The organism is Bradyrhizobium oligotrophicum (genome assembly GCF_051168495.1).
GTDB lineage: Bacteria > Pseudomonadota > Alphaproteobacteria > Rhizobiales > Xanthobacteraceae > Bradyrhizobium > Bradyrhizobium oligotrophicum_A.
In genome coordinates this window covers 37,986-64,213 of the sequence record NZ_JBNPVB010000023.1, presented here as the reverse complement: position 1 = coordinate 64,213, position 26,228 = coordinate 37,986, and the positions used below count along the sequence as shown (strand labels likewise).

The window sequence follows — 26,228 nt, the reverse complement described above, 5'->3', positions numbered from 1 at the left end:
GCTACGCAATCTGAATGGAGAGACGACGTCATGACGGATACGAAAAGTCCCCAGCCTGGCTACTCGCGTCGTGACGCCCTGCGCCTGACGGCGGCAGGAGGACTTGCCACCTTGGTCGCTCACCATGTCCTGGGCGGCGCGGCGTTCGCGCAGAGCAAGGACAAGGCGCTCAAGGGGCGCGTCGTGGTCGGGATTTCGCAGGAGCCCACCACCTTCAATCCGCTGATGGTTCATGGCGAGACCGATGATGCCGTGATCTTCTCGGTGTTCGACGCCTTGATCCGTGTCGACCCCAAGGGCGAGATGCAGCCCAATCTTGCGGCGGAGGTGCCGAGCCTGGCGAACGGTGGCATCTCGAAGGATGGCCTGTCGTGGCGCATCCGCCTGCGTGACGACGTGAAGTGGCACGACGGCACGCCCTTCACGGCCGAAGACGTGAAGTTCACGCTGGAACTGATCGTCAATCCGAAGTTCCGGGCCTGGCGCACGGGGGGACACGCGCTGGTGCGCGACCTGAAAGTGGTCTCCCCGACCGAGATCACGTGGCGGATGGAAAGCCCCTTCGCTCCCTATCTCGCGTTCCTGGCCGAAACCTTCATCGTGCCCAAACACATCCTGGAGAAGGAGGCCGATCCGAACATCGCCGCCTTTGGTCAGGCGCCCATCGGCACCGGCGCCTTCAAATGGGGCCAGCGCGTCCCCGGCGATCGGATCGAACTCGTCGCCAATCCGAACTACTTCGGGCAGGGGCCGTTCATCAACCAGCTCGTGTTTAAATACATTCCTGACATGACGGTGCTCTACACCCAGTTCCAGAGTGGCGACGTGGACCTGGTCGATCAGGCCTACATCACCCCGGATCACTATGACGAAGCCAAGAAACTGGCTGGCCGGACGGTCGATCTCGAAGCCGGCTCGGCGGTCGAAGGGATCTTTTTCAACCTCGAGCGGCCGCAATTCAAAGACCCGGCGGTCCGCAAGGCGCTCTACGCCGCCCTGGACCGGAAGGCGATCATCGACAGCATCTACTATGGCGTCGGCGCCATCACCGAAACGTTCATGCCGCCGCAATCCTACTACTATGACCGGAACCTGCCGGTTCAGGAGTTCAGTCTGGATGCCGCGCGCAAGATCCTCGACGGGGCAGGCTGGGTGCCGGGGGCGGACGGCATTCGCGCCAAAGGCGGCGTGCGCTTGTCTTTTGCCAATTCAACCACGTCGGGCAACCATCTGCGCGAGCAGATGCAGCAGTTCATGCAGCAGGTCTACCGCGAAATCGGTGTCGAGATGACCATCTCGAACCTGCCGCCTGCGGTCATGTGGGGCGACTTCTGGACGAAGTCGCAATTCGACAGCGCTCTCTCCGGCGTCACCTTCCTGATTGCGTCCGACCCGGATGTCACCAACCGGCTCGCCTCCACCTCCAGCCTGGCGCGAGGCGGCCAGGGGTCGAACGTCACGCAGTACTCCAATCCGAAGGTGGACGAACTCCTGAAGCAGGGGCGCGGCACCTTCGATCAAGAGGAGCGCCGCAAGATCTACAGCGAGGTACAGCGGATCGTCCGTGAGGACCTGCCGTTCTTGCCGGTGTTTGCCTACAGCAACGTCCTCGGTCGCAAATCGAAGCTCGAGGGCTTCAAGTTCAATCCCAACACTCGCACCGCCTCCTGGAACGCCGCCTCGTGGTCCTGGAAGGCATGACGACGTCCAAATTCCCCTCCATCCGCCGTCAGCCGGCGGATGGACCCTGTTTCTGACGCAGTCATGATGGGCGAGAGCGAGAATGCGTGGCTTTCTACTTAAACGGCTTGTGCAGAGCCTCGTCCTGCTGCTCATCGTGTCCGTGATCGGTTTCGTGGTCCTGAATCTGCTTCCCGGCGGTCCGCTGGCGCAATACGCGCTCGACTCCAGCATGACTCAGGAAGATCTCGCGCGTCTGAAGGAGCAGCTTGGCCTGAACCGTCCGCTCTACGTCCAGTACGTCGAATGGGCCTTCAGGCTGGTGCAAGGCGATTGGGGGCATTCCTTCCGCGACAGGGCTCCGGTTCTGGAGGTCATCGGCCGCCACCTCTGGGCGACCTTCCTGCTGATGGGCTCGTCCACCGTCCTTGCCGTCGCGGTCGGCGCCTGGTTGGGCATTCGCAGCGCGACGCATCGCGGCTCGCTCTTCGACCACGCGGCGACCATAGGGGCCATGGTGGCGCTGTCGATCCCGACGTTCTGGTTCGGTCTCATCGGCATATACGTGTTCTCGCTCAGGCTGGGATGGCTCCCCGCGGGCAACATGTACACGGTCGGCGACGCTTCGCTTCTCGACTACCTCCATCACCTCATCATGCCGAGCGCCGTCCTCGCGCTGGTGCATGTCGCCGTCTGGAGCCGCTACATGCGCTCGGCGACGTTGGACGTCATCCACCAGGATTTCGTCAATACGGCCCGCGCAAAAGGCCTCAGCGAGCGGCGCATCCTGATGAAGCACGTCGTGGGCAACGCTCTCCTGCCGATGATCACGCTGGCCGGCATCCAGCTTCCCGGCGTGCTGACGGGAGCGCTCGTGACCGAAACTGTCTTCACCTGGCCCGGGATGGGTCGCCTGTTCCTCGATAGTCTCGGTTACAGCGACTACCCGGTCGTGATGGGTCTCCTGATGTTCTCGGCGGTGCTCGTGATCGTGAGCAATCTTGCCGCCGACATCATCGTCGCATTCGTCGATCCTCGCATTCGGCTGGCATGAGCGATGTCCTTCACCGACAGAGAGATTGAACCCGCTGTCATGACGACCGCCACAGCCCCCCATCCCGTCCGAGAGCCCTGGTGGCGCGGCCGTACGACGCGTCGGTTCATGGCCAACCATCTCGCCCTGTTCGGCCTGGCGCTGATCGTGCTTCTCGTGCTGGCATGCGTGATCGGGCCCAATCTGCTGCCTTACACGTCCCTCAGCATCGACCTGCGTGCGCGCTTCGCGCCGCCCCTGACAGGCTCCCATTATTTCGGCACTGATCCGCTCGGGCGCGACATGGCCGCGCGGCTCTTCATGGCCGGGCGCATCTCGCTGGCGGTAGGCTTCGCCGCCATGCTGCTGTCGACCATCATCGGCACTCTGGTCGGCGTGATCGCGGGCTATCGCGGCGGCTGGATCGGCGCCGTGCTGATGCGCACCGTGGACGGATTCCTGTCCTTTCCCTCCATCTTCCTGGTTCTGGCGCTCGCGGCGGCACTGAAGCCGAGCGCGATGATGATCACCGTTGTCATTGCCGCCACGAGCTGGATGGAGGTGGCGCGCATCGTCGAGACCGAGGTCCGCTCTCTGCGCGAACGCGAGTTTGTTCTGGCCGGGCGCATGCTCGGCCTCAGCGGGGCACACATCATGTTCCGGGAGATCCTTCCAAACGCGATCGGACCGATCATCGTGGCCGCGACCCTCACCGTCGCGCGCGCCATCCTGATGGAGGCCTATATCAGCTTCCTCGGTTATGGAATCCAGCCGCCTCTGCCCAGCTGGGGAAACATGCTGGAAGGCGCCCAGCGCTATCTGGGCAGCGCGCCCTGGCTGGCCATCATTCCCGGCGCCGCCATCACCATCGCGGTCGCCAGTTTCAACTTCATCGGTGACGGCTTGCGCGACGCCTTCGATGTTCGCGGCGACCACAAGTAGATCCGAAAGGCCCGCACGCTTGCCGGCATTCCGCAGCGCCGGTCATCAGCTCGTTATGTCACACGCGCCGCCAAGCGCGGCCCTCATGATCGAAAGAATCTTGCATGCCCATCATCGTTCAACCGGTGCAGAACAGCGCCGAGTTTCCCAAGCAGGTCGATGTCGTCGTGATCGGCGCGGGGATCGTCGGCACCTCGGCCGCCTATGAACTGGCGCGCAGGAAACTGTCCGTCGCCCTGATCGAGAAGGGCATCGTGGCCGGCGAGCAGTCGGGCCGCAACTGGGGCTGGGTGCGCCAGCAGAACCGTGACCTTCACGAGTTGCCGCTGGCGATCTACAGCCTGAAGCGCTGGGGCGAGCTGAACTCCGAAATCGGCGCCGATCTCGGCTTTCGCCGCGCCGGCATTCTCTACGCCACGCTCGATCCGAGTGAGCTGGCCCGCTGGGAGAAGTGGAGCGAGCAGGCCAGGCCCATGGGCTTCCACAACGAGAGCCTCACCGCTGCCCAGGTACGGGAGCGGATGAAGGGCAGCACGAAGCCGTGGCTCGGAGGCATCTGGTCGCCGACCGACGGACGCGCCGAGCCGAGCATGGCCGCGCCCGCGATCGCCGAGGGGGCCAAGGCGCTTGGCGCTTTCGTGCACCAGAACTGCGCCGCACGGGGGCTCGACATCGCCAATGGTCAGGTGAAGGGCGTGTGGACGGAGCGCGGACTTATCCGCGCTGATGCGGTGGTGCTGGCGGGCGGCGCCTGGAGTTCGCGCCTTCTGCGTCGTCACGGCATCGACTTGCCGGTGGTCAATGTCGAGGGAACGGCTCTGCGCACGACGCCTGCTCCCGAAATCGTCGATGCGGGGTGCGTCTCCGGCAAAGGATACGCCCTGCGGCGGCGCATCGACGGCTCCTACACCGTCGCCGTGCCGGGCCAAGGCGTCATTCACCTCGCGCCGCAGGCCATCCGCTACGCGACCAAGTTTCGCGAGATGATGCGCGCCAAGATCGCCAAGAAGCTCACCTACCGACTCGACAGCCTGTTCTGGAACGGCCCGGACGCCTGGGGCAGCTGGGACTTCGACGAGACCTCGCCGTTCGAGAAGATCCGTATCACCGACCCTGCTCCACAGCAGGATCTGGTCGACCAGGCCATCCGCAATCTGGTGTCGGATTTTCCGGTCTTCAAAGGCATCGGGGTCGCCGCGTCTTGGGCCGGCCTCATCGACACCTCGCCGGACCTCATACCGTTCGTGGATAAGACGGACAAGATTCGCGGTCTGACGATCGCCACCGGCTTCAGCGGCCATGGCTTTGCGCTGGGACCGGGAGCGGGGCGTCTGGCCAGCGAACTCGTCATGAACGAGACCCCCTTCGTCGACATCCAGGCCTACCGGCTCACCCGCTTTTCCGACGGATCGAGCATCAAGCGGCCGGAGATGATGTAGGTCTCAACTGCGTTCTCAGCGGATCCGACGTCGATCGCCATTGTGGGAAGGCCCATCATCGCAGGAGCGAAGTGATGATCGTCACGCGAAGCTGCGGAGGGGCTCTTCCGATCGTGTCGGATAGTCGTGGGAGACCCGCAGATGACTTCGTCCGAAAGGACGGTTCGTGCGCGTGGAGACACGCTCGCAAGGCGCCTTTGCGGACGTTCTCACACGCGCTGCCGGCTCGTCGTCAGCGAAGCTGTCTCCACCGTGAAAGAGACGCCCGTTTCTGAACGACGTCGCGGGCAACCCGATTACTTAAGGCTTGACCGGCCACTCCTTCAACTGAGCCCGCGCGTCGGAACGCGGCCCGCCTTCGGGACGCGTCCGCCGGCCATAGTCACTCATAGACGCAGACGTAGATCTTGCGGACGGTCTCGATCGTGCGCCAGATGCCCACGAAGCCGGGCTTCATGACGAAGCTGTCGCCGGCACGGAATGTGAAGCTCTTGCCGCCCGTCTCTTCGATCTCGATCAGGCCCGACAGGATGTGGCAGAACTCGAAGGTCGTGCCTTTGATCGAGTGAGTTTCGCCGGGCGTTGCTTCCCAGATCCCGGTCTTGATCATCTCGCCGCGCGAGTCATCCTGACTCCAGGTCTTGAATTTGGGCGAGCCGGAGATCAGCCGCTCGGGCAGGGGGAGCCCGTCTTTGGGCGTGAACTTCGGGTTGGTATCGATCGGGATGAGAAGCGACATGCGTGACTCCGCGTGCGGGGGTGAGCGTCTCAGTATCCGCGTGCGCGATCGACGACGGACGGACCGGCGAGCAGTCTCGCCAGGATCTCCTCCACCATCGCGCCGCTCCGTGAAACTGCGCCCAACGTAGAGAAACGGCCTGGTCGTTCGCGCCGTAGATCGACGCGTTTCGGAAGATTATGTCGAAAACATCCTGGTCTGCAGTCGAACCTTCTGGCCGTCTCGGATCACCTTGGACGCAGCGAAAACGCGGCCGGGATGGACGGTTCAATCTCCGATGAGCGCATGTCCTGTCGCCGTCAAACCGCGGGGGGATGGCGCGGCCGCGATGCCCTCCGAGTTCTCTTGGCAGCTCATTGAGAGACCTGAAACGCAGCATGAACACCGCAGATTTCCAGGATCGTGGCACCGCGGCGGACGACGTCTCGCTCGTCCCGTTCTCCGCCCATCACCTTCCCGGCGCCCTGAAACTGTCTCAGGAAATGCGCTGGCCCTACCGGATCGAGGACTGGGCGTTCGCCCTGCAACTCGGCCAGGGATTCGTTCTGGAGCGCAACGGTGAGGTCATCGCGACGGCCGCGTGGTTTCCCTATGGCGAGGACTGCGCCACCATGGGCATGATCATCGTCTCAGGCGCGGCCCAGGGACGCCGCTATGGCGCCAAGCTGATGGACAGGCTGTTGGCGGCGGCGGGCGCGCGGACCATCCTCCTGAATTCCACTGCGGAGGGGCAGCTGCTCTATACACGGCGTGGCTTCCGGCCGGCTGGCACGATCCACCAGCATCAGGGCATTCCCGCCGGCCGTTTTGAGGTGCCGCCCCTTGATGTGGTCCGCCCTATGGCAGCGTCCGACGTCGAGGCCGTCGCGCGTCTCGACGGTGAGGCCACAGGCTTCCAGCGACGTCCGCTGCTCGAGCGCCTGCTGGACGTCGGTGAGGCCCACGTCCTGCTGCGAAAGGGCGAAGTCGCCGGCTATGCGATCTCGCGTCTGTTCGGCCGTGGCCACGTCGTTGGTCCCGTCATTGCGCCGACAGCCGATCAGGCGCATCTCCTGATCGAGGCGGCCCTGACGCGTCTGGAAGGCCGCTTCGTGCGCATAGACACGGCGGCCGACACCGGTCTATCCCCCTGGCTCGAGACGATCGGCCTGTCCCAGGTCAGCGATGCCCTCACCATGGTTCGAGGCACGATGCCGCCGAGCGGACCGTCGCGGGTCTTCGCGCTCTCGAACCAGTCGCTCAATTAGGAAAACCGGCATGCTGCACGCCACGACGACGAGCCTCGAAGACCTGGCCACTCCGGCCGCCATTCTCGACAGGACCCGGCTGGACCGCAATCTCGCGCGTCTCGCCGCCCGGATGGCCGATCTCGGCGTCGCGCTGCGCCCGCATATGAAGACCGCCAAGTCGATCGACGTCGCTCGGCGCGCCTTTCCAAACGGGCCCGGGCCCGTGACTGTCTCCACCTTGGCCGAGGCGGAATACTTCGCGGGGCACGGCCACCGCGACATCACCTATGCGGTCGGCATCGCGCCTCACACGGCCAGCCGGGCCATGGCTCTTCGCAAGGCAGGCGTGGATATCAAGGTGCTGCTGGACACGGTGGAGCAGGCCGCCTTCCTCGCCGAAGCGGGGCAGGCGTCAGGCGTGACGCCGGCTGCCTTCATCGAGATCGACTGTGACGGCCATCGAGGCGGGCTGCGGGTCGACGATCACGACCTTCTCAAGGTCGCGGCGGCGCTGAAGGAAAGCGGCTCGGTGCTCGCGGGCGTGCTGACCCACGCGGGCGAATCTTACGCGCTGCATACGCCCGAGGCGCTCACGGCCGCGGCGGAGAATGAACGGGCCGTCGCCGTGAAGGCGGCCGAGCGTCTGCGCGCTGCCGGACATCAATGCCCCACCGTCAGCGTCGGCTCGACCCCGACGGCTCATTTCGCTGCCGCGCTCGACGGCGTGACGGAAGTGCGAGCCGGCGTCTACATGTTCTTCGACCTGGTGATGCACGGTGTCGGCGTCTGCTCGACCGACGATATCGCCCTCTCGGTGCTGTCAACCGTGATCGGCGCCAAGCCTGAAAAGGGCTGGATCATCATCGACGCGGGGTGGATGGCTCTCTCGCGCGACCGCGGCACCGCGGGGCAGCGGGTCGACCAGGGCTATGGCGTCGTCTGCGATCTTGCCGGCCGGATCTATCCCGACTTGATCGTCGCCCATGCCAACCAGGAGCATGGAACGCTCACGATCCGCCTCGGCTCTTCTCGGTCGCTGCCGGACCTGCCTGTCGGCACCAAGGTCCGCATCCTGCCCAACCACGCCTGCGCCACCGGCTCCCAGCACGAGCGCTACCACGTGGTCGCCGGCCAGGACGCCGCGATCGAAGCCCAGTGGCCGCGCATCCGCGGTTGGTAGTGGCTTCAGGCACGACGGACCCCTCCTGCCCCTTCGCGTCCGGTGACACATGAAGCTCACATCCTACTGGCTGGACACGTCCGAGCCCTTTTCGGGTGGTGCGAGGGGGCCGATCGAAGGTCCCTACGATGTCGCGGTGATCGGCGGCGGCTTGACGGGCTGTTCGGCGGCGCTGGCGCTCGCCAAGAAGGGCGCACGCGTCATCGTGCTCGAGGCAGAGACGATTGGCCACGCCGCCTCGGGCCGCAACGGCGCGATGTGCAACAACGGCTTCGCCCAGGACTATGGGATGATGTCCGATAAGCTCGGTCCTGAAGCGGCCAACAGGCTCTACCGCGCCTTCGACGCCGGGGTGGATATGGTCGAGCGCCTCGTCGCCGAAGAAGGCATCGACTGCAATTTCGCCCGCGTCGGCAAGATCAAGCTCGCAGCCAAGCCCGAGCACTACGACAAGCTGGCGCGCGGGCAGGAATTGCTTGCAGCTGAGGCCGATCCCGACACGCACATGGTCCGGCGCGAGGAGCTTGCATCGGAGATCGGGTCGGAGCGCTATTATGGCGGCCTCGTCTATCGCAAGAGTGCGGCCATGCATGTCGGCCGCTTCGTCCGAGGCCTCGCGGAAGCCGCCGCGCGCCGCGGCGTGGCCATCCATGAGCACACACCCATGCTTGGCCTGACGGCCGCGCCCGGCGGCGGCCACCTCGTGGAGTCACGCAAGGGCCGGTTCACGGCCCGGCAGGTTCTTCTCGCCAGCGGAATCTCGCAGGTGGGGCCACTCGGCTGGATACGCCGGCGCATCGTCCCCGTCGGCGCCTTCCTGATCGTCACCGAGCCGTTGCCCGTTGATCTTCTCGACCGACTGATCCCTCGCCGGCGCAACGCGGTCGACACCAAGAACCTCGTCAACTACTTCCGCACGACGCCGGACAACCGGCTCCTGTTCGGCGGCCGGGCCCGGTTTGCCGTGTCGAACCCTGCTTCCGACGAGAAGAGCGGCGCGATCCTGCGCGCTGCGCTTCATGACGTGTATCCCGAACTGCGCGGCGCACGGATCGACTATTGCTGGGGCGGCATGGTGGACATGACGCGCGATCGCCTGCCGCGCGCGGGCGAACGCAATGGCATCTACTACTCCATGGGCTACAGCGGCCATGGCACGCAGATGTCGACACTGATGGGGACGATCATGGCCGAGGTCATGGACGGGCGCGCCGCGTTGAACCCCTGGCGAGACTTCGCCTGGCCCGCCATTCCCGGCCATTTCGGCAAGCCCTGGTTCCTGCCCCTCGTCGGCGCCTACTATCGCATCAAGGATAGATTTCAATGAGTGACCCCATCCGCCATCTGACCGAGGCGGGCCATCTCGGCTCCTTCTTCATCGATGGCGGCTGGCGCAAGCCGGACGGCGCGGAGCGGGCTGCGATCATCAACCCCGCGACGGAAGAGGTCGTGGCCGAGATACCGCTCGGCAATGGGGGCGATGTCGAGCGCGCGGTGGCCGCCGCGCGCCGCGCATTTCCCGGCTGGGCCCGCACGCGCCCCGAGGAGCGCGCCGCACTTCTCGCCCGCATTCATGCGCTGATCCTCGAACGACAGGAGCTGTTCGCGCAGGCAATGACTTGCGAGATGGGCGCTGCGATCACTTCCGCGCGCCAGGCGCAGGTGCCGCTGGCGGCCGAGCACATCCGCGTCGCGCGCGACAATCTGACGAATTTCCCCTTCATCGCGCAACGCGGCGCCACCGCCATCCTCAAGGAGCCGATCGGCGTCTGCGCGCTGATCACGCCGTGGAACTGGCCGCTCTACCAGATCACGGCCAAGGTCAGCCCGGCGCTGGCCGCCGGCTGCACGGTGGTGCTCAAGCCCAGCGAGCTTTCCCCGCTGAACGCGCTTCTGTTCGCTGAGATCATGGACGAGGCGGGCTGTCCGCCCGGCGTCTTCAATCTCGTGCAGGGCACCGGGCCGGTGGTGGGCGAGGCCCTCGCTGCCCATGTCGAGGTGGACATGGTCTCGATGACCGGCTCGACGCGGGCGGGCGTGCTCGTGGCTCGGGCTGCCGCTCCCACGGTCAAACGCGTCGCTCAGGAGCTCGGCGGCAAGTCCCCCAATGTGGTGCTGCCGGACGCCGACCTCGCCCGCTGCATTCCGCTCGGTGTTGCCGCCGCCATGCGCAATGTCGGCCAGTCCTGCAGCGCCCCGACCCGGATGCTCGTGCCGCGCCAGTGCCTCGCCGAGGTCGAGACGTTGGCCCGCAAGACAGCAGCGTCGTTCGTGATTGGCGACCCGCTCGACGAGGCAACGACGCATGGCCCGATCGCCAACCGCGCGCAATACGAGCGCATCCAGTCCATGATCGAGACCGGCGTCGCGGAAGGGGCCAAACTCGTCGTTGGCGGACCCGGCCGTCCGGCGGGGCTCCAGGTCGGCCTTTATGCCCGCCCGACCGTGTTTTCCGGTGTCCGACGCGAGATGGCCATTGCGCAGGACGAGATCTTCGGTCCGGTCCTGGCGATCATGCCCTACGACACCGTGGACGAGGCGATCGAGATCGCCAACGACACGGTGTACGGCCTCGGCGCGCATGTGCATGGCGCCGACATCGACGCGGCGCGCGCCGTCGCCGCGCAGATCCGCGCGGGCCAGGTCCACATCAACGCGCCGGCCTGGGACCCGCAGGCCCCGTTCGGCGGCTACAAGCGGTCCGGCAATGGACGCGAGTACGGTCCGGAGGGCATGGAAGAGTATATGGAGACCAAGGCGGTCCTCGGCTTCTACACGCCGTGAGTCAGCAATAGGTCAGGGCTACATAACGCCAGTCGCCATCGTCCAGCCGCCCGTTAGCTGGCTAATATGTTGACCACGAATAATCCAGCGCGCAGGCGCGCGGCGCGGCTGCAAGCGACCGCGGGAAGCTTGGTGCCAGCAGACATCGCCGGCAACTCAATCGAAGGGGCGCGGCGCGCGCCACGTGCCGAGCGTCACTGCGCCGCTGCTGCGGTCGGGCCGGATCACCACGCTGGCAGAACTGCCCGTATGCCGGGATTTGCTGAAGGTCAGCGGCGGCAAGACTCCGGTCGGGAACTCGCGCAGGCTCTCGAGCGCGGCGATTAGACCCGCACGACTTGCGCGTGCCCCCATCCGCTTCAACCCCTCGATCAGAACGATCGACGCCGCAGTTGCCAGCGGTGACGAGTCGGCATGGTGCGGGCTGGCCGGCCAGATCGGCAGCACGAGCCGTAGACGTTCGTCGGTCGCCTGTGCGGGTGTGAGAGCCTCGGCCGCTCCGGCGATCAGCCAGCCGCCCGGTTGATCCGCGAGCTCCATGGCGAGGCGGCCGAAGTCGATATCGGGCAAGGCAATGATGGCATCGGGAGATGGTGGGGCGCGGGACGACAGGAGAGCCGGAAGTTCGGCAGCGTCTGCAATTCGAATGATTGTCGCGCCTCGACGTCGCGCCTGGTCGGCGACGGCGTCCGCAATGCTTCCGTCAGCGCCGCAGATGACGAGGCGCCGTGCCCGGGTCACGTCGGCGGTGAGTTCGTCGACCAGCACGCGCATCTGATCTTCGCGCGGTGCGAGGAGGTCGAACATGTTGGACGCCGGGTGAGTCACGCTCGGCCGCAATGGTCCGATCACGGGGACGTCCTCGTCTTCGATGCGCTCGACGCCTGCGGGGAGCATGGTCGCGACCAGGGCGAACACCTGGTCGTCGGCCGTCAGCGCATGCAAGGCGGCGTTGACGTCGTTGCCGCCGTCGGCGGCAATCAAGCGCAAGCGGCGGCCGTAGATGGCGCCTGCCTCGGCCAGCGCGTTCTCCAGGCCAGTACGAATGGCCCGTCCCGCCGCTGCCGCTGGACCGGACAGCGGCAGCACGGCACCGATGCGGATCTCATCGGCAGTCACCCCGGGATCGTGATCAGCCTCGGTGCCGAGAATGCCGATATAGTCGATCAGCGCCGCGGCCTGCGTCGGCGACAGTCGAAAACGCGGCATGCCGGACGCAAGCCGACGTCCCGCTGGATCGATTCCTTCCCCCAAGGCGCGGATGAGGGCCGGCCGGTCATAGGCCGGACGGCCGGGCCGCGCCGCGGTTGCCTCTCGCGGCGCCGTCAGCGCGCGCCATGTGATCGCGGGAATACCGATGCCGCCCTCACGCCGGCCGAGGCCATCCGCGCCATGGCATCCGGCGCAGCGGCGCAGCCGCGGCGGCAGCGGTGTCGTGCCCGCGCCGAACGTCGCGCTGAGCTCATCCGAGGTCCCGCCTTGAACGAAGATGCGCCGGCCGGATGCTGCGTCGTCCGAGAGGCCGGATGTCGCCGACGCCGTCACCAGGGCCAGCCAGCACCACGCTTTCAGCAGCGCCTGTCCCATGGCCTCATCGCGAGGCGAGAGCGAGCGCCGCGCGTGCGATCACGGACGGCTCGGCCATGCCGAACACCTTGGTCCAGACGCCGGTCTCGACATTGCCGATGATCACGACGTTGCTGTGGTCGAGACGGTCGGTGGTGTAGCCGGCGAGACGCCGCAGCAGCGGATCGATCTCCGGCGGCGCGCCCGTCAGGAAGTACCAGCCTGGCTTGACGCCGAAATTGTCGGCGAACGCCTTCAGTTTTGCCGGATCATCATGCTGCGGATCGACCGACAGCGAGATCATGTTGATCGAACGTCCGACATTGTCGCCGAGCAGGGTCTGCACGCGCGCGAGGTTTTCCGTGAGCATCGGGCAGATGTCGTTGCAGGTCGTCAGCATGAAGTTGATCAGGACGATCTTGCCGCTCAGCAGATCATCGAAGAAACGCACCTCCCGGCCGTCCTGCGTGAGCAATTGCGGGTTCTGCATGTAGGCCCGCGCCGCGCCTGCGGCGTCGGCCTTCGGCGCAGGGCCCGCCGCATCGACCAGCGCGTCGTGCACGAGCTTGGGATCGTCGCCATCGACATGGGTCCAGCCGCCGACCTTGTCGTTGTGGACCAGGACCAGTTGTCCGTGATCGTTGGGGCTGCCCAGCGGTTGGCCGAGCTTGTCGAGCAGCATGGCGATGTCGGGCTGGCTTCCGGTGACGAAAGTCCAGCCGGGACCCGGTTCGAACGGCGCGCTGAACTCCTTGAGCCGCGCCGGCGTGTCGGTGAACGGATCGATCGAGACGGAAATCAGTGCGATGTCCTTGCCGACCCGGGCTTCGAGTTGCTGCTGCACGGTGCGGAAGTTGGCGGTCAGCATCGGACAGAAGGTGCTGCAGGACGTGAAGATGAAATCGATCGCGACGGTTCGGCCACGCACCAGGTCGCGGTAGAAGTTCAACCGCCGGCCATCCTGATCGAGCACGGGAATATCCGGCACGGTGATCGCGGCTTTGGCGACCGGCGCCACCGCGGCGCTCGCGCGGGGCATGTCATGTGCCATGTCGTGCGCCGTGTCATGTGCGTTGGCCGGGAACGTTGCCAGCCAGATCGCTGCAAGCCCGGCCGCCATCGAGCGTCTCATGCGGAACTCCTTTGTTCTTGCGTCCGGTGGATGTGACGTGATCCCTGCGCCGGCTCAGGGCTGCGCCGTTGCCAGAACGGTGCCTTCGGCCAGCGCCGCTCGGCGGCGTAGTTGCGATCGCGTTCGTCGAGATAGTTGAACCAGACGGCCTCGCGCCGCTTCGCCGCGCCAGCGAGGGCATCGCTCTCGCCATGCAGGGCCTGGCGGGCCGCCAGCGCGCCGTCGATCCCGCTCTGCATTGCGAGCAGGATGCCTTCCGAGGATAGCGGGTCCTGGGTCGCGGCGGCATCACCGAGCGCGAGCCAGTCGGCGCCGCCGAATCGTTCCAACCGGCCGCTCACTGCGGAGACGATGACCGGCGGCCCGGCCAGCCCCGCGCCGAAGCGCAGCGCCCGTGCCGCGGTGTGCTGCGCCCCGGCCAGCCGGTCGAGCCAGCCGTCCGTGAGGTCTCCGCCGCCGCGCGCGAGATCGGCGTCGGTCATGAACGCGACGATCAGGCGATCCTGTGGCAGCGGCGCGGAGTACCACCACCCGGCGGACGTCGCCTCGACCAATGACGCGGCCGGCTCGGCGCCGGCGTCGGGGCGCCGCGCGACGTAGCCGACGAGGGCGACCATCCGGTCGACGGCGATCCGCCTGACGCCGCGCTGCCGCGCGAACACGGCACTGCGGCCCGAGGCATCGAGCACGATCCGCGCATCAAGATGCCGTCCTCCGGCAAGATGCAGACGGAAGCCGCCGGCCGGCAGCGGCTCGGAGGCGACGAGTGATGCGTGGGCAAGCCGCGCCCCTGCGGAGCGGGCCGCGGCCCGCAGCAGCGCGTCGAACCGGCGGCGGTCGAGATGCCAGCCATGGCCGAAGCGGTTGAAGATGAAGTCACGCCCCCACGGTTCGGCGCTGCCCCATGCCGACCAGCTGCCGACCGAGGCGCAGTGGCCTTCATCAGTTAGTTGCGCGCGCACGCCGAGACTGTCGAGGACGGGCCGAACCGCCGGCGGCAGCGTCTCTCCGACCGCAAGCCGCTGCTGTCCGCCGTCGAGCAGCACGACGCTGATGTCCGAGCGCGCGAGCATCAGCGCTGCGGCGGCCCCGGCTGGACCGCCGCCGACGATCACGACATCCGTTGACGGCGGCGAAAATGACTGCCGCTGCATGTCGCGCGCTCCCTTGCTCAGTGCGGCGTGCCCATGCCCCAGACCTTGTCGTCCTTGCGGCGATAGATCCGATGCTGCACTTGCGACGCGGCCGGGCGCGCTCGATAGGCGACCATCAGCGGCGCGACCCGGTCCTCCTCGAGGGGACAGCCTTTGTCGATCCACTGCGCCAGCACGTTGCCGAAGGTCTTGCCGCCGGAGTCCGGGACGATCGAGCGAAAGTCGGTGGCCATGGCGCCATTGCCCGCGAGCAGGCTCGGCATGATCGGGCTTGCCACCGAATCGAACGGCACGATCCAGCCGTTTTCCGGATTGGCCAGCGCCGACATCAGCGCGCGATTGCCCTTGTCGAACCACCAATGCACCGTCTCGGTCCGCTTGCTGCCCTTCTTGTCCGGGTCTGGTCCGGTGATGCGGATGTTGTGGCCGTCCTGCCCGATCTGTCGCTGGCGCAGCTTGTCGATGACGTAGTCCATGGCCTGGAGCAGGGTCTTCTTCGGCGGCTTCGTCTTGTTGGCGAGCGAACTGCACCAGTCGCGCAGCAGCTGCTCCTCGTCCGCCGTGAAGACGTGGTACATCGGGCCGTTGAACGACAGCAGTTGGAAGAACGGGCTGATCTCCGGCTGTCCGGGAATGATCAGGCCGGAGTCCTGCAACTGATTCATGAAGCCGGGCGGATCCTCGAACCAATCGTTGATCGGCGCATTGCCCAGCGTCTTCTCGCCGTGGGTCTGGCTTGCGTAAGGGGCCTTCCTCTGGATCAAGGCCTCGACCTGCTGGTCGAGACTGTCGATGCTGCTGAGATAGGCGTTGATGGCATCGCCGAGATTGCCGAGCGTGCCGAAGGTGACGTAGCCGGTCCAGATGCGCTTCCAGGCCCTTTGCATCGCCTCGGGGCCCTCGTTGGCCCTGACCCGGTCGAGGTAGATCTCGACGGCGCGCTTGGCCAGCGCGCCATGGCCGGCCGAGGCATTGTCGATGCCGACATGCAGCGCGTAGTACAGGGGATTGATGTCGAACGCCTTGAGCACGTTGACGGTCCCGACCAGCCCGATCGACGACCACTCCAGGTACAGCGTCATGCCGAGGATCTCAGGCAAAAACTCGTCGTCGAATTGCGAGATCGCCAGCAGGAAGCAGGGCTGGGTGAAGGCCTCGTCGAGCAGCCGCGGATCGTCGGCATAGGCACGGGTGTAGAGATCCGGCAGATAGAAATTCAGGCTCTTCAGCAGGTCGGTATAGACGTTGGCGTGATTCTGCGCCGCGACGCCGTCACCGAGCTCATCCTGCCGGATCTGGGCGAGGAGCTCGCCGACCTCGTCGACCGGCCCGTCGGGAATCGCCCGCCGCAGCCAGGCGCCGTCGAGCTGGTTGAACGGTCCCATCTGCAGCAACTGGTAGGCCTGCCGGGCGCGGTTGCTGTCGGCAAGATAGGTCTGCGGCTGGAAGCCCTGGCTGCTCGGTTCGTTCGGCGTACGGTTGTCGCTGAGGAGATTGGGATTGGCGGTGGTCTGGTTGTCGCGGACGAAATTGGCGTAGATCAACTCCATCCGCGCATTGAAGGCGATCGGACTGAAGGGGAAGAAGCTCCACACTTCGTCCGGATCGGCCTCCTGCATGTTCTGGCGGCCCTGGGCCAGATATTGGTGCACCAGTTGATGGGCCCGCGGCACGAAATCCGGATAGGCGTCGATGTTCATCAGATAGTAGAAGAAGTCGCGTTCGGTGCTGCCGAAATAGGGCGACCGCTCGGTCTCGACATAGACCGGCTCGCCGCGAACCTCGCGCTTCACCACGAAGCCGAAATGCGACCAGGCCTTCACCATCGCATTGTCGAGCTGCGGCGAGGTCGACGGGATGCCCCGCGCCCATGGCAGCCTGACCGAGAGCTCGCGGGCGAGGGTGCCGGATTCGGCCGCGCGGTCGCTCTGCTTGATCTTCGCCAGCTCATCCTCGGACACCACGTCGTCGGGACGCGCCGTCGGCCACCAGTTGGTATTGCATTCGGCGAAATCGGCTTGCCAGGGCAGCGCCATGTGCCGCGTGATGCCGCCTGGCGAAAGGTTCTTGGCGGCGAGGCGGCACGGGCCCGACCACAGGTCCGGATCGGTGGCGATATAGGTGATCTCGATGCCGGGATAGAACGGCGCCCCGATGCACGGCTCGAGTGCCGCCTTGTCGAGGGCCTCGGGCTGCGCCGCGACCGGCAGCCGGTCGAACGGCACCGGCTGCGGCACGCCGGTCCAATCATCCTCGAACTCGCCCGCGGCCCAGTGTTTCATGTTGTCGTATTGCCGTTCCGACAGCGTCAGCCAGGTGACGTAGTAGCCGCCGGGAATCGGCACGGTCGGCTTGGTCACCTCCCATTCCTTGCCCGTGGCGCAGTCGAACACCTTGTCGTTGATCACGCCGGGATTGGTCACGGTGCCCGGGATGTCCTGCGTGGTCTGAGGCTCACCGCCGTCGCCCGACATCTGCGGCATGAAGCGATAGCTGGCGTAGGGCAGGCTCTCCGGCGTGTCGGCGGCCTGCGGCGTGGCCGCCACCAGCCCGGGAGGCCGGATCCGCTTGAAGATGTGCTGCCGCTCGTGGGCGGCTTCGACTTCCTCGTTCTTCGCCTTCGAGTGCAGCAGCGCGAACAGCCGGCTGTGCACCATCGCGAAGTCGTTGTTGGTGTTGGCGCCGTGATGCTGATAGGCGGTGCGATTGAGCCAGGTGATGCCGTCGAGGCGGGCGAGGATCGGATAGACGTCGCGGGTGAACGACACCTTGCGCGGGCTGAGCTTGCCGCCGTTCTGCTTCTTGTCCCAGGTCTCCATCGCCGTGTCGTACAGCGTCGTGATCATCTCGGAGTCGGGCGCGAATTTCGGCGGCGCCACGATCACCCACGCGCTGTCGCGCACCTCGATCACCTTGCCGCCGAGCCGCACGTCCGCCGTCACCGGACCATCTGACGTATCGTCGAACCAGTAGTCGTTGTTGGCATAGTAGTTGTTGTCCATGAGCCGGCCGATAGGATTCTCCGGCACCAGCGACTCGCTGCGGCCGTAGCCGCCGAGCACCAGCAGCCGTCCGTTGCCGTCCACCCGCAGCGTGCCGAGCGGCACGGTCTGCTTGCCGCTCATCTTCACGGGTGCCGGCAGGCGATCCTTGGTCGGGCAGTTCCACCAGCCGTCGCGCGTGCCCGCCAGCGGATCGGTGCCTTGGCCGGGCGGAATGTCGGAATAGGGCAGCGGTCCGATGGTGCCGGTGTCGAATTCGACGGGAGCGCCGCCGGGCTTGATCGAGCGCGGACCGGGGTCGATGACCAGCAGCTTCTGCCGCTGCGCGGGGTCCATGATCTCCTGGTTGCGCAGCGGCGTCTCGTTCGGATTGTACTTGTAGAAGTTCGGATATTGGCTCTGCCAGAAGCGTCCCAGGAACGTGTTGTAGCTCGCCTTGGCGTTGGCCAGATGCACCGTCCAGGTGATGTCGACGTCGTCACCGGCGGTGAGTTCGCCGAGGCAGGCGTCGTCCTTGGCGAATGCATAGATCCGGAAGCGCGCGGCCTGCCGCTTGATCCGTCCCGCCTCGTCCTTGAAGCCGCCGGCCGGCGAGACGACCTGTCCCGGCGTCTCCGGGCCGATGAAGAACTCGGTCGGGCTATTGCCGATCCGCGCGATGCCGAGGCCTGGATAGATGCGGCAATATTTGATTTTTCCAATGTCGATCTGGGTCATGACGGTCTCCAATGCAATGTTCAAAAAAATGCTTCACCGGCGGTCCTCGGACTCAACTGAAAGCAGCCGTCCCTTGATCGGCGCCAGTGCCACCGATGGCGCCTCGACGAAGACGTAATAGGTGCCTGCCGCGGGAACGCTGAGATCGGCTTGGTAGCTGCCATCGCCGAGCGGACGAGCCGGGCTTCGCGCCGCGTCACGGCCGGGAATGGCAAAGCTGACGATGCTCGCGTCCTGCACGGTGTCGACCGGCGCGCCGGTGTCGGGATCGACGAGATGGAATTGCAGCGCGAGCGGCTGTCCGGCGCGCGGCGGGCTGCTGAGAACCAGATCGGTGACGACGGGGGTCCGCACGGTCTCGCTTCCGCCAGTGGCGTCGCGTGCGATGCGCGTGACGAAGCACTGCACGGTCCGCGGCGAGTCGGTGTAGAACACGACGTCGTAGTCACCGGCGCGCGGCAGTTGCGCGGTGGTCCGATAGACGCCGGGTTCGACTTCCTGCAGCCGACGGTCGAGCATCTTGACCGCACGCGGTTCGCGGCCATAGGTGGAAAGGCTGCCGGCAGGTGCCGCCATCCCCTCGCGATAGTAATAGATGGTCCGTTCGCCGGGACTGGCGATCACCATGCTCGCGCCGCCCGGCGCTTGCGCCATGATGTCGGCGCGGCTCGGCACCGAGACGGCACCGAGGGCCAGTTGTCCGATCCCGATGCTCATCGCATTCGGCGTGCGGCCTTCCGTGCCGATCTGGTCGAGCGGAAACGCGTCGACGAATTCGCTGGCACGACGGGCGACGTACATGAAGCGATCGGAGAAACCGGCCGTCATGGGCTGGCCGTCCAGCGCGATTCGCTGCACGATCCGATCCGTTGCGCTGTCCACCACCACGACTTCGCCCGCGTCGGGACTGGTTGCGACCAGAAAGCGGCCGCCGGGCGCAAAGCGCAGCGACGTCATCCCGGCAGGTCCTGCGATGCTGGCCAGGGGACGCGGCGATGCCGAGTCCAATGCGGTGATGCGGCCATCCTCCGCCGCGACATAGGCCCGTCGCGCCAGGACCGAGTAGGCGAGTGCGACCGGGCGATGCCCGGCAGGCACGGTGCGAACGAGCCGGGCCGTTGCGAGATCGATCACGCTGACGCTGTCGGCATTTGCATGGCTGACGAAAGCGAAGTGGCCGTCGACGTCGACGGCGATGTCGTGGGCGCCGCTGCCGGTTTCGATGCGCACCGGTGGAGTCTCGGGTCTGGCAGGATCGATCAGCGCGAGACCGCCGCCGGTCTCGACCCCGCCTGAGATCGCTCGATAGGAGGCGATCAGGAGGCGGCCGTCCGGCGTCAGCATCAATCGTTCGGCTCCCGGCAGATCGATCGAGGCCGCGATGCTCCAGTCGCGCGTATCGATCAGCGCGATGCGTCCCGCCGACGGCTGCGCCACGGCCAGGACGCTCTGGTCCGATGTCAGGACCCAGTCGGAGCCCGCAGATTGCAGGCTTGCGAGTCCGATCAGACGTGAGCCGCCGAATCCGATCCGGGGATCGATGACGGAGACGGTGGCATCGCCGCCGAGCGACAGGACGTAGAAGGTGTTGAGGTCGAGCGCGGGCATCGCGAGGCTGGCACCGCTCACGAGGTTTGCGGCGAGACGTCGGCACTGCCGCTCGTCCAGGCTCGACCCAGGCGCATGCGGCACCAGCCACGCAGCCGGCCTTGCGCCGCGCAGCGGCGACTCGCTTGCGCCGGTGGCGAGCGAGAAGGTGAAGGTGGCCTCGCGCCCCGCAGCCGGCGGCCGGTTCGAACTGGTCGCCGACAGGCTGAACCCGACATGGAGTCCGGGGACAGTGATGCCGGCGGGCGGGCGCTCGGCCGTCTCCGGCTCTTCGGCCCGCACGGAGCCGAACGCCGCCAGCCAGACCAGCGGCAGCGACGCCAACGCCGCGAGAATGGGCGCCGCGCGAACCGGCCGCGGGGTCCGGGGCATCATGGCAGCAGTCCGACCCGCCGCCGGTTGGTTGCCCTCATCCGCGGCGGCACCATGAGCGCGACGCCGGTTCGCTGTGCGGCAAGCTCGGGCGATGGCGTGGCCATCATCGTGGCCGCTGGCTTGGTCGCCGCCTCGTTGGTCGGGCGCTGCCAGGTTGCCATGCCGCCATGCGGCGAACTCACCTCGATACGTGCCGGCACGCTGTCGGTCGTCGCCGACCAATGGCCGTCGGCCTCGACCTTGGCGGCGATCTGCTTGCCGTCGGCCGTCACCTGCACCTCGGAGGCGGAGATGCGATCCTTCTCCTCCTTTGCAGGGCGGATGGTGACGTGGCCGGATACGGTCACGCGTCCGTCGCCGGCCGGCTCCGAGACGTCGGTCACCGCCACCGTGTCGGGGAAGCCGCCGGGCACGGACTGGGTTGCGGGCGATACGCGGAACAAACCCCAGAACCCGACCTGGAACTGATCAGCCGTCCAGGAGCGATAGACATAGTCGCCCGGCACCTTGCCGGCGCCACCGGACAGCGGGATCACGACGTCGAAATGCGAGGTCACGCCATAGCCGCTGACAACCCCGATCATGGGCGAGGTCTTGTTGTCGCCGATCGCGGTCGAGTTCTTGATGTAGGGCTCGGCCTGCCAGGCATGACCACTCAGCTCGAACACCTGCTGATTGTCGCCATTGCCGCCCGCATGCAGCAGCCGGAAACGCGCCGGCATGCCGGCAGGAGCCCGGAAGATCGGCGTCTGCGGATCGCCGCCCGCGAGCGCATTGGCGATGTAGCGGCTGGTGTCGACATTGGCCCAATTGACACCTCCGAGCGTTCCCAGATCAGAACTCGTGAGGCTGCTCCAATTGCTGACGGTCGCGCTCAGCGCGTTGGGATAGGTCGTGAGCAGTTCACCGTAGCGGTAGATCGCCGGCTCGGTCCGGTAGTTCACGGCCGAGAGCGCGTTGCCGGCTGCGTAGTTCGAGTTGCCATTGAGGAGAATGTCAACGTCGTCCTGGCCGATCAGCACGAAGTCCCGGAACGCCGAGCCGTCGCGCGGGAACACCGTCGCCGACATGCGGCTGTCCGGATCCTCGACGAAGGTCGAGCCTTCCGGTTCGACCACCAGGCCGCCGAACAGGCCGCGATAGGGATGGTTCAGCGGATCGGCGGGCATCAGATTGAGCGCTCCGAACTCGACCGGCGTCGCCTTTGGCGCGCCGCCCGGGCCGGCCTCGAGTGTCCCGGCGTACCAGCGATAGGTTCGCTTCTCACCCGGAGCGACGGTGCTGGCGGGGTTGTTGCCGAGATTGACGCCGTCGTTCTGCGTCACATCCAGCGCGAGAAGCTGCGGATGCAGCCCGACATGGGTCGACGGCAGGAGATTGATCTTGCCGTAGGGATTCGAGTAGGGAACACCGGTGCGTGCGCCCGAGATGCTCGTGGTGAAGGTCGACGCCGCGGGATCGACGCCATTGGTCAGAGTGAGCTCCACCACGTCGCCGGCCGCCACGCGCAGCACGAGCGGCTCCACCTTGATGCCGCGTTTGAGCAGGCCGCCGGGAACGCAGTTGCTCGACCCGGGCTGGCAGAGATCATCGTCGCGCACATAGATGATGGCTTGCGGATCGGTGAGCTGCTCGTTCCTGGCGAAGCCGTTCTTCAAGGTCAGGCCGCGGCCGTTGTAGATCAGCGCCGCGCCATTGCCGAGCGCCTGCCCGATGGTGAGCGCCGTGACGCCGAATTTGCGCAGGCAGCGCTTGCCGTTTTGGCATGTCGCCGACACCTCGGGCAGCGTGAAGGGCAGGCTCTTCGGCGCGGGGTTGGACGGCAGCGGCCTGAGGTCGGGCTGCAGCGCGTCGTCGGCGCGCAACAGACCCCACAGCCCGTTCGTCATGCCCTCATAGGAGGCGCTCGTGCTGTACAGATAGTCGCCGGCCCGCGGCACGGTGAAGTGCAGTTCGAAATGCTCGCTCAGCAGCGTGAGCTGGCTCTCGCGCCAGCCTGAATTCGGGTTGTACGGCTCGAACTTCCACGGCAGCCCGTGGGTGATGACATCGTGCATGGTGGTGAAGCCGCCCGACAGCAGCCGGATCTGCACCGGGTCCTGCGGATAGGCGCGCAACAACGGCGTGTAGGGATCCTCGTCGTTCATGCCGCCTGAGATCGGCGTCTTCGGGAAGATGAAGCAGGCGCTGCCGGTGCAGCCGGGATCGATCCGGCCGCCGAGTGGCGGCTGCACCGAAAATTGCGGATTGCGACCAGGAACCGACGAATAGGCCCACGCCGCGTCACTCGCGCGCCGGTCGGTCGTGTCGGCGAGACGCAGCGGCAGCGGCTCGTTGCGATAGTTCATCGAGAATATTCCGGAGCCGAAATCGGCGATCACCAGCGGCTGGTTGCCGGCGCTGTTCGTGGCCGGATTGATGGCGTTGGGACCGTCGGTCCAGCCGCTGTAGCTGTCGGGAGCAACTGGCGGTACGCAGCCGGGCGCGCTCGGGGGCGTCGGATAGCAGTCGGGCCGGGCCCGGCTCGTGTTGCCGTACACCAGCTGCGTATCGGCCCAGGCCAGTGCAAACTCGCGATAGCTGGTCGCGGCACTGCCGGCCGGCGGCAGGATGTTGGCCGCGTAGCTGGTGGGCCCGCCATCGTCGCGCCCCCGGCCGAGCGGTGCGCCATCCGGCTTGGTCCAGGTCGAGCCCGCCGGCTCGATCAGCACGCCGCCATACAGCCCGGCCTCCTGATGCGTCGAGGGCGAGAAATGGTCGTGCGTGAACACGGTCATGTAGGAGCGTTCCCGCGCCAGATCCTTCAGCGGATCGACGTACCAGAGCCGGACCGTGGCCTGAGCGCCCTTCCACTCCTGGCTGCCTGAGGCCGGACCGTCGCCGAGTTCGGGAATGGAGGTGACGGTCTTCGGAACGCGAGGCGCGCCCGGCGGACAGGTCGCAGGCACATCGACGAAGCCCGGCTGCGGTTCGCACATGCCTCCGAGCTTGTTGAGCGCGTCGATGCGATCACGCACCTCCTGCGGACTGAACGTGCCGTCCTCGTAGTTGAAGCCGTTGGCGGCGCCGTCGGCCGCGAGCACGTCGAACTTCACCAGATGGATGTGCTGGCCGATGATGTCGGTCGGGGTGCGGACCTGATAGTCGTCGAGCTCGTAGTAGGACGGCACCAGGTTGGTCTGCCAATATTCCACCGTCTCGCCATTGTTGGCCCGCACGAACAGCGGCTCCGGCGGCTTGTCGCCGCGGATCAACGGCTTGAGGTCCTGCCACAGCGCCATCATGCGCTGCTGCGGATAGTGCCAGCCTGCCTTGTTGAAGACAGTGTCGACCTGCACGTCCGCCCCTTTGTAGCGGCGCTTCGGAACCGTCTGCTGATCGAGCGGCGTCGGATTGGCGAAGGGGGCGCCGGACGCGCGCGGCGCCCCGGTCTCGACGAAGTTGCCCGGCGTGCCTTCGGGCGTGATGCCGGGATGGAAGCGCTGCTCATGAGCGGCCATGGCGAGCTGCTCGACCACGGTTCCTTTCTCGGGCAGGCGCAGCGCGTCGATGCGATCGAGATTCTTGGTGTAGTCGGTCTGGCTGTGCACTTCGGTCGCGACGTGGCCGCCCAGCACGAGATGGCGCGGCAGGCCGCCATTGAGCTCGCTGCCCTTGTCCTGCGCGAAGGCCAGCGGCGGATGCGGCGGGCGGTGGCCGGCGAGCCCGGGCACGAAGAACGGATAGCCTGGGTTTCGATCCGGCTTCCGTGCGAAATGCACCTGGCCCTGCGCGATCTCCACGGCAGACGGAGCCGGCGCCATGGCATAGGTCGGCAGCGGCACTACGGCGGGCGTCGGCGTGCCGGCCATGATCTCAGGATCCGGCAGCGCGCGGCTGCCGGGCCGTGGACGACCGTCGGGGCCGAGCTCCGTGCCGAGTTCGAGCGTATCGTGGACCCGAAACAGCGCCCACATGCCGGAGGCGAAATGCGGATAGAAATGACAATGGAAGATCGAATCGCCGGCGGTGAGATTCTGGTTGCCGGAGCCGTAATAGACCAGCTCCATCGAGTAGCTCGATCCCGGACCGATCGCCTGGCTGTCGAGATAGTTGCTGCCCGGCTGGTCCGGGGCAAACAGCCATTGGTGGGCGTGGTGATGATGCACGTGATGAACCGAGGCACCGGCGTGCAGCACGCGGAAGATGGCGTGATCGCCGAGATAGCTGTGGTAGACGTTCGACGGATCGTCCGGATAGAACGCCTTGGTCGGCTTGATGCGCGGCGTATCGGCGTTGCGGCAGCCCTGCGTCCCCCAGCTGGGGCTCGTGATCGACGCGTTCGCCGTCTGCGCCGTGGGCGTGGAGGTCGCGACGTTCGACAGCCAATCGTCCACGCAGTTGAGGTTGGCCGGGATGTCGACGACGAGGCCGGGATCGCCGCCCGGCCATGAACTCAGGAAGAACTCCTCGAACTTGCATTCCGGACAGTCGGCCGCAGGTCCGATCTTGAGCCGATTGGCGAGGACCTCGTTGACGATGCCGGAGGCACCGTAGTTGATGGCAAAGCCGTCACCTCCGCCGCTCACCACCAGATTGGTGAGGGGCGTGGTGTAGTAGTCGGGAAACGCCTGGACCAGGTCGAGCGATTCGGAATAGATCGACGTGATCTCGCGGAACGGCGCCTCGCGATCCGGCAACAATGTCGGATTGGCGGTGGGACGGCTGCCCTTGGCAAAGCGGCCGTGGCGCGGCCCCGTAATCAGCGCGGTAAGGTCGGAGGCTATGATCTCGTCACGGTCGGTCATGGCCAGCACCGGCTGGCCACGGCGCGGCCCGTCGCGGTAGCGGGCTTCGTAGTCGATGAGGGGTTGCCCGTTCCGCATCGCCTTGGTCGCCTGCGCGAGATCGGCTTGGGTGACCTGGCTGCGATACCATTCCGACCCGGCCGGCTCGACATTGACCGCGCCGAACAAACCCGCCATCTGCTGGGTCGTGGCGAAGCCATTGAAGTCGCCCGCTGGGCTGTACATCAGGAACGTGCCTTCGGCCGGCGCGCGCAGCGTGTAGGTCCGCCGGCCGCCTGGCGCAACCTGTCCGTCGGGATTGGAGCCGGCATCGAAGCCGTCATCGGCGATCGCGGCCGCGGGCTCGAGGCCGGTCACATGAATGGACGCGGTCCGCGTCACCGGCTGCTGCAGACTTTTTGGCGCTGCGGCGAGCAGGTTCTGGAAGTCGATCTTCAGGCAGTCGCCGACATTGACGCGCAACACCAGGGGGCGCGGGCGCTTGTCGGAACGGAGCTGAACATTGCCTGGGATCAGACCTCGCGCCGGATCGATGGCGACGATGTCGCGGCGCAATGCGTACATCATGCCCTGCGGCCGATTGGTGCCGAGGCGGTTGATCATCATCGGCTGGTCGAGGGCGACGACGTCGGCATGCAGGGTGCGACGGCCGTCGCAGACCGCGGCCGCGGCCGGCGTTACAAGGCTTGCGGCGAGCGCACCAAACACAAGCCTCAGGATCGTTCGAAATATCTGTCCGAAATCATGAAGCTTTGAACAGGACTCGACCATCCCCCGCATAGCTTCCTCCCGCAATGAAATGACGCGGTATCTCGCAATGACGCAACCATAGGTGATATTCGTCTAACGAACAAGAACTGA

The 26,228-nt window shown here is 66.3% G+C and carries 15 protein-coding genes; 8 read left to right on the top strand and 7 right to left on the bottom strand.

Annotated features, from left to right (window positions below; all coding sequences use genetic code 11):
• Window positions 1-30: 30 nt before the first annotated feature.
• The 4 genes from ACQR1B_RS31265 (at window position 31) to ACQR1B_RS31250 (ending at window position 5,094) form a co-directional block, all read left to right on the top strand.
• Window positions 31-1,701, top strand: a complete 1,671-nt coding sequence (locus tag ACQR1B_RS31265; protein WP_434834757.1) for a peptide ABC transporter substrate-binding protein — start codon at window positions 31-33, stop codon at window positions 1,699-1,701.
• A gap of 82 nt (window positions 1,702-1,783) precedes the next feature.
• Window positions 1,784-2,734, top strand: coding sequence for an ABC transporter permease (locus tag ACQR1B_RS31260; protein WP_434834726.1), 951 nt, complete (start codon window positions 1,784-1,786; stop codon window positions 2,732-2,734).
• A gap of 39 nt (window positions 2,735-2,773) precedes the next feature.
• Window positions 2,774-3,655 (top strand): ABC transporter permease, encoded by an 882-nt coding sequence (locus ACQR1B_RS31255; RefSeq protein WP_434834725.1) that lies wholly within the window; start codon window positions 2,774-2,776, stop codon window positions 3,653-3,655.
• A gap of 104 nt (window positions 3,656-3,759) precedes the next feature.
• Complete coding sequence (locus ACQR1B_RS31250) at window positions 3,760-5,094, top strand: NAD(P)/FAD-dependent oxidoreductase (RefSeq protein WP_434834724.1); 1,335 nt, start codon at window positions 3,760-3,762, stop codon at window positions 5,092-5,094.
• A 382-nt stretch (window positions 5,095-5,476) separates the two neighbouring features.
• Here the strand turns inward: ACQR1B_RS31250 and ACQR1B_RS31245 are convergent, their stop codons facing one another.
• Window positions 5,477-5,833: a cupin domain-containing protein gene (locus ACQR1B_RS31245; protein WP_434834723.1), complete on the bottom strand. Its 357-nt coding sequence runs from the start codon at window positions 5,831-5,833 to the stop codon at window positions 5,477-5,479.
• A gap of 377 nt (window positions 5,834-6,210) precedes the next feature.
• On the opposite strand from ACQR1B_RS31245, the gene ACQR1B_RS31240 reads away from it, so the two are divergent.
• The 4 genes from ACQR1B_RS31240 to ACQR1B_RS31225 are packed head-to-tail and all read left to right on the top strand — an operon-like array spanning window position 6,211 to window position 11,026.
• Entirely contained in the window at window positions 6,211-7,080 is an 870-nt protein-coding gene (locus ACQR1B_RS31240) for a GNAT family N-acetyltransferase (RefSeq protein WP_434834722.1), read from the top strand.
• Between the two features lie 10 nt (window positions 7,081-7,090).
• Window positions 7,091-8,242 carry a DSD1 family PLP-dependent enzyme gene (locus ACQR1B_RS31235; RefSeq protein WP_434834721.1) on the top strand — a complete coding sequence of 384 codons (1,152 nt, stop codon included), beginning with the start codon at window positions 7,091-7,093 and terminating at the stop codon, window positions 8,240-8,242.
• A 49-nt stretch (window positions 8,243-8,291) separates the two neighbouring features.
• Window positions 8,292-9,569 (top strand): NAD(P)/FAD-dependent oxidoreductase, encoded by a 1,278-nt coding sequence (locus ACQR1B_RS31230; RefSeq protein ID WP_434834720.1) that lies wholly within the window; start codon window positions 8,292-8,294, stop codon window positions 9,567-9,569.
• Window positions 9,566-11,026, top strand: coding sequence for an aldehyde dehydrogenase family protein (locus ACQR1B_RS31225; protein ID WP_434834719.1), 1,461 nt, complete (start codon window positions 9,566-9,568; stop codon window positions 11,024-11,026). Before ACQR1B_RS31230 ends, ACQR1B_RS31225 begins: the two co-directional genes overlap by 4 nt.
• A 156-nt stretch (window positions 11,027-11,182) precedes the next feature.
• Here the strand turns inward: ACQR1B_RS31225 and ACQR1B_RS31220 are convergent, their stop codons facing one another.
• From ACQR1B_RS31220 to ACQR1B_RS31195, 6 genes are read right to left on the bottom strand one after another with little or no spacing between them, the layout of a single operon-like run.
• Window positions 11,183-12,613, bottom strand: coding sequence for a cytochrome c/ABC transporter substrate-binding protein (locus ACQR1B_RS31220; protein ID WP_434834718.1), 1,431 nt, complete (start codon window positions 12,611-12,613; stop codon window positions 11,183-11,185).
• Window positions 12,614-12,617: 4 nt separating this feature from the next.
• Entirely contained in the window at window positions 12,618-13,724 is a 1,107-nt protein-coding gene (locus ACQR1B_RS31215; RefSeq protein WP_434834717.1) for an SCO family protein, read from the bottom strand.
• Entirely contained in the window at window positions 13,721-14,878 is a 1,158-nt protein-coding gene (locus ACQR1B_RS31210) for a tryptophan 7-halogenase (RefSeq protein WP_434834716.1), read from the bottom strand. Before ACQR1B_RS31210 ends, ACQR1B_RS31215 begins: the two co-directional genes overlap by 4 nt.
• A gap of 17 nt (window positions 14,879-14,895) precedes the next feature.
• Window positions 14,896-18,597, bottom strand: a complete 3,702-nt coding sequence (locus ACQR1B_RS31205) for a LodA/GoxA family CTQ-dependent oxidase (protein WP_434834715.1) — start codon at window positions 18,595-18,597, stop codon at window positions 14,896-14,898.
• 33 nt (window positions 18,598-18,630) lie between these two features.
• Complete coding sequence (locus tag ACQR1B_RS31200; RefSeq protein ID WP_434834714.1) at window positions 18,631-20,580, bottom strand: YncE family protein; 1,950 nt, start codon at window positions 20,578-20,580, stop codon at window positions 18,631-18,633.
• Entirely contained in the window at window positions 20,577-26,075 is a 5,499-nt protein-coding gene (locus tag ACQR1B_RS31195; RefSeq protein ID WP_434834713.1) for a multicopper oxidase domain-containing protein, read from the bottom strand. Before ACQR1B_RS31195 ends, ACQR1B_RS31200 begins: the two co-directional genes overlap by 4 nt.
• Window positions 26,076-26,228 lie beyond the last annotated feature (153 nt).